The sequence below is a fragment of the uncultured Nostoc sp. genome (assembly GCF_964245575.1).
Lineage (GTDB): Bacteria > Cyanobacteriota > Cyanobacteriia > Cyanobacteriales > Nostocaceae > Nostoc.
Map to the genome: position 1 here is coordinate 1 of NZ_CAXTNP010000030.1, position 4,111 is coordinate 4,111.

Sequence of the window (4,111 nt, forward strand, 5' to 3'; positions counted from 1 at the left end):
GAGTGGGGGAGATGAGGGAGATGAGGGAGATGAGGGACATGGGGGAGAGTCATTAACTTTTTACTCTTAAATCTGGACTTTTGATTCTTGACCCTTAACTCTTGATCCCAGGAACCTAAAGATGAATTAGAGGTCTATAATATAGAGCTATCCTCAATGGTTAGCCAATATCTCGATCTCGTTTTAGTCGTTGACTTGGAACAACCATCACGAGTTTCTCACGGATTAAATAGGATTGCTATTTATATTCCTCGTAACCACTGCTTAAAATACAGGAGCTTCTCACAGGTAGAGGATATGGGATGCAGTTCAATCTAGAATTCAAAATTGGTCATAAACCTATTTGAAATTCCTGTTTACTTTTATGTCGGCAAAGTTGAAATTCTTTTTGATTGTGATACTAAGTATCTTTGCCACTGCTGGCGCTGGAGTATATTTTACCCAGAGCCAGCAATCTGCACCGATTGTTGAGACTAGTGATGCACAAACCCAGCAGGTGAGAGCAATACATCAGTCTCAAGAGGTTGTGGCATACTCAGAACGTTCCGATTATAAAACTATACCTTTAGAAAAGCTCAACTCATCTCTCCAAGGTAGCGATCCTGCTACCCTCGCCCTGAATGCTTTTGACGACATAGCATCAGTGGGAGGAACGCGAAAGGTAGAGGTAGCTTATCCACAACGAAATCAGGCCCTTGTGACGATTACGCAAATCAAGGGGGGTGATGATTCGGTTGGTATTAAATATCGAGTTGAGATGACTACTTTTGGGCGATCGCTTTTTATTAGCTCACCTCCAGTCTGGCAAATTGTTTGGGCTGGCTCCCAGGTGGAATGTTGGGCTGGGAGACGCTCCCAAACAAAGTTAAATCACATCTGTAATTAGTCATTGGTCATTGCTCATAAAACAAATGACAAAGGACAAATGACAAATCACAAATTTAAATGTCGCCGCGAATTTCTTCTACAACGCCATCGCGCAGAACGATTTCAACCTGCATTTTGCTAATCAGGTTATCACCGATCTCTACCCGGAAAAAGCCTTCCATTTGGAATTGGTTGACTTCCTGATCTTGCTGAAGAAACTGCACTTGCTGAAGGTTTTGCAGCAATTGATTTTTCTGCTCTAGAAATTCACTTTTCTTTTGATTGACTTGGAGTTGGATATTGTCAATTTGTTGGAGGGTCTGGGGGCCAGGTGGTTGCAGACTCTGCTTTTGAATTGCAGCGATCGCTCTTTGTCCTTCTACGTCTAGCTGTTGCAGTTGCTGGTCAAGTTGATTTATTTGCGTTTGCAGCTGCTGTTGTACTTCCTCTTTCCAGAGGGGAGTCACAATGACTTTGACGTTAACAACGCGTTTCAGGAGCAAGTTAGATTTGGAGACATCCATAAATATTTCACGTTCACTCTTTACAGTTGGGAGGTGGAATTATCAGGCAAACATCCTGTCAATAATATCGCGATAGCGTTCCGTGACGACATGGCGGCGAACTTTCAGTGTTTGTGTCATCAAGCCATTTTCGATGGAAAACGGTTCCAGAATGAGTTTAAACGTTCCGATGCGGTCATCCGGTCGATAACCTGGACGATTTTGTACTTCCCGATTTAATTCTTGGCGAAATAAATCCTGGATCATTCTACTCTCCAAGTCAATTTTTTGACTAGGTGAAGAAGCAACCTGATCATTCTGCGTATCCAGTATCAAATTCTGACTTGCTGCCCATTTTTCTAAGGCTTCGACATTGGGGACAATTAAGGCTCCCAGGCTGCGCTGATCTTGGCCAACGAGCATAATTTGATCGATGTATGGCGATCGCAAACACGCATCTTCAATTGGCTGTGGCTCGATGTTTTCCCCGTTAGTCAATACAATCGTATCCTTTGCCCTGCCAGTCAGCACCAAGTCGTCTTGTGGTGTCAGCCAACCCATATCGCCACTATCAAACCAACCTTCAGCATCAATTGCTTTCGCTGTCGCTTCCGGATTTTGGTAATAACCTTGCATAATCTGCGGCCCCCTCAACAATAGTAAGCCTCGCTTCTCTATTGGTAGAGGCGCTTTTGTCTCAGGATCTACAATTTTAGCTTCGGTTGCAGGAAGTGGTAGCCCTGATGCACCAATCAAATTTCGCCAAGGACGCCGCACATGGGTAACAGGAGAAGTTTCTGTTAAGCCGTAACCTTGCAAAATCTGCACACCAATAATTTCAAAGAAGTTATCTATGTGTCTGGGAAGCGCACCACCGCCGCTAATCATCTGCTTAACTTCTCCTCCTGTCGCTTCTCGCACCTTAGCATAAACCAGTCGTTCTCCTAAGGTATGGAGGGGTAATAAAGCAGATGCTTGTATGCTAGCAGCTAATCGCTCGACAGCTGAAGCATGAAGATTATTTAAACTCAATCCCTGAGCAATTCGCCGCGCTTTAATATATTTTTCGCTAATGCCCATTAAAAAGTTAATTAGGCGTTGCTTTTTGGCTGGTTGTTCGCGGAATTGCTTTTGAACTCCTTCATAAATCGATTCCCACAGGCGGGGTACACCCACCATGTAGTTGGGTTTAAATTGTCTCAAATCCCCTTTCACTGAGCGCAAGTTGGTATAAACTTGCGTGCAACCTTGAGATAGTAAGTAATATTCAACACTTCGTTCGTAGCTGTGCCACGAAGGCAGGATACTGAGAACGATATCACCAGTGTTTGGTTGCAATACTGTCCCAAATGTTGTTACTTGGTGCATCAAATTGTTATAAGACAGCATTACACCCTTGGGTTTGCCCGTGGTACCAGAGGTGTAAATTAGGGTTGCCAGAGCGTCACGATTTTGCTTGACGGGCACAAAATTATGATTTACCCCAATTTCGATCAACTGGGCAAAGTTCAGCACCTTTAGCGTTTCGTCTGTTGATGGTGCTTCATCCGAAAGTAAGATGACTACCTGAATTGGTAAATCTTTGAGGCGATCTTGCAGTTTTTTAAGTGTCTTTAAATCCTCAACTACTATTGCCGTACTGCCACTATTAGCGATAATAAACAGCAGTTCTTCTTTTTCCGCTTGGGAGCTACGCACCGCATCAACCGCTCCAGCAGTCATTATGCCTTGATCGGCAATAAACCAGCGAGGACTGTTGTCAGCAATTAAGGAAATGCGATCGCCTACCTTTACTCCCAACGCCTGTAACCCAGCAGCAAATAGTCGCATTTGCTCGGCTAGCTGGGTATAAGTAATCACTACTTCTGGTTGACTGTGAGGGTTGCGGAGGGCGACAACATCACTAAATCGCCCAGCTGCCAAAGGCCAAATTTCTGGCAGCGATTCCACATTTGTGTAATCTACCAACCGCTTTAATGCCTGGCGTTCTTGTTCACTGATGTTAGATAAGAAAGAAGACGCGGTTTGGGTTTTTGACATAACACCTTACCTAAATATCGTAAACTAATCGTAATTCTTAGCTTATTTTGTTATTCCGCTACAATAACCGTCCTTATTATCCACATTCTCCTCTGTGTATGATAATTCCAGAAATTCCACGTTTATATTTACAAAAATTTATGTTAAAGTTAATTTACATAGACTGCAAGCAATGATTGTGTTTGCAGCTAATAACAGCGATCGCCTACGTTTCACAGGAGATGATTACCTATGAATTTGATAGACACTATACTGCTAACGCTGCTCAACATTGCTGCTTGCATGGCGTTACCTAAGCTTTTAGCTCTTTTTCTGGCCCAAAAAACCAAATTTACTGAAGCGTTGCCGAATGCTTCCAAATTTCAAGCAGCTAAAATCCAACTTACCAGTTTTCCTTATTGTACGGCTTATGCATTGACAGGCAGTCAATACTGTAAATTCAGTCCTGATTTATGTCCTAACTGTTCTCCGAATTGATCGATAAATTGCCAGTAAATTATTTTAAAATTTAGGTGAGATAGATAAACTACCTCACCTAAATTTTGGCAACACAACCGACATTAACGCAGGAAGCCTAATGTCTACCTATGAATAGCGCAAAACTCCATTTTTATTGAATATTCCCTTAATCAGAATTGATGTTGAGTTGTATGTGCCATTAATTCTGCGACAACTTGCCGTTAAGGTAGCTCCAGCAACAC

4 protein-coding genes are annotated in these 4,111 nt (G+C 42.8%); 2 read left to right on the top strand and 2 right to left on the bottom strand.

Going from position 1 to position 4,111, the window contains the following annotated elements; all coding sequences use genetic code 11:
• The first annotated feature begins 364 nt into the window (after positions 1–364).
• A complete protein-coding gene (locus tag ACFFAP_RS07365; RefSeq protein ID WP_375510609.1) occupies positions 365–886 on the top strand; it encodes a hypothetical protein in 522 nt (173 codons plus the stop codon).
• A 55-nt stretch (positions 887–941) separates the two neighbouring features.
• Here the strand turns inward: ACFFAP_RS07365 and ACFFAP_RS07370 are convergent, their stop codons facing one another.
• The gene (locus ACFFAP_RS07370) at positions 942–1,391 is read right to left on the bottom strand and encodes a YlqD family protein (RefSeq protein ID WP_012412623.1); all 450 of its coding nucleotides are present in this window, start codon (positions 1,389–1,391) and stop codon (positions 942–944) included.
• 42 nt (positions 1,392–1,433) lie between these two features.
• Positions 1,434–3,410 (bottom strand): AMP-dependent synthetase/ligase, encoded by a 1,977-nt coding sequence (locus ACFFAP_RS07375; RefSeq protein WP_375510610.1) that lies wholly within the window; start codon positions 3,408–3,410, stop codon positions 1,434–1,436.
• Between the two features lie 231 nt (positions 3,411–3,641).
• Here ACFFAP_RS07375 and ACFFAP_RS07380 point away from each other — a divergent pair, with 231 nt between their 5' ends.
• Positions 3,642–3,887 carry a hypothetical protein gene (locus ACFFAP_RS07380; protein ID WP_375510611.1) on the top strand — a complete coding sequence of 82 codons (246 nt, stop codon included), beginning with the start codon at positions 3,642–3,644 and terminating at the stop codon, positions 3,885–3,887.
• Positions 3,888–4,111 lie beyond the last annotated feature (224 nt).

What these genes read in the sequence shown, in the direction of transcription:
- ACFFAP_RS07375 (WP_375510610.1), bottom strand. Translation starts at nt 3,410, where the DNA reads ATGTCAAAAACCCAAACCGCGTCTTCTTTCTTATCTAACATCAGTGAA.
- ACFFAP_RS07380 (WP_375510611.1), top strand. Translation starts at nt 3,642, where the DNA reads ATGAATTTGATAGACACTATACTGCTAACGCTGCTCAACATTGCTGCT.
- ACFFAP_RS07365 (WP_375510609.1), top strand. Translation starts at nt 365, where the DNA reads ATGTCGGCAAAGTTGAAATTCTTTTTGATTGTGATACTAAGTATCTTT.
- ACFFAP_RS07370 (WP_012412623.1), bottom strand. Translation starts at nt 1,391, where the DNA reads ATGGATGTCTCCAAATCTAACTTGCTCCTGAAACGCGTTGTTAACGTC.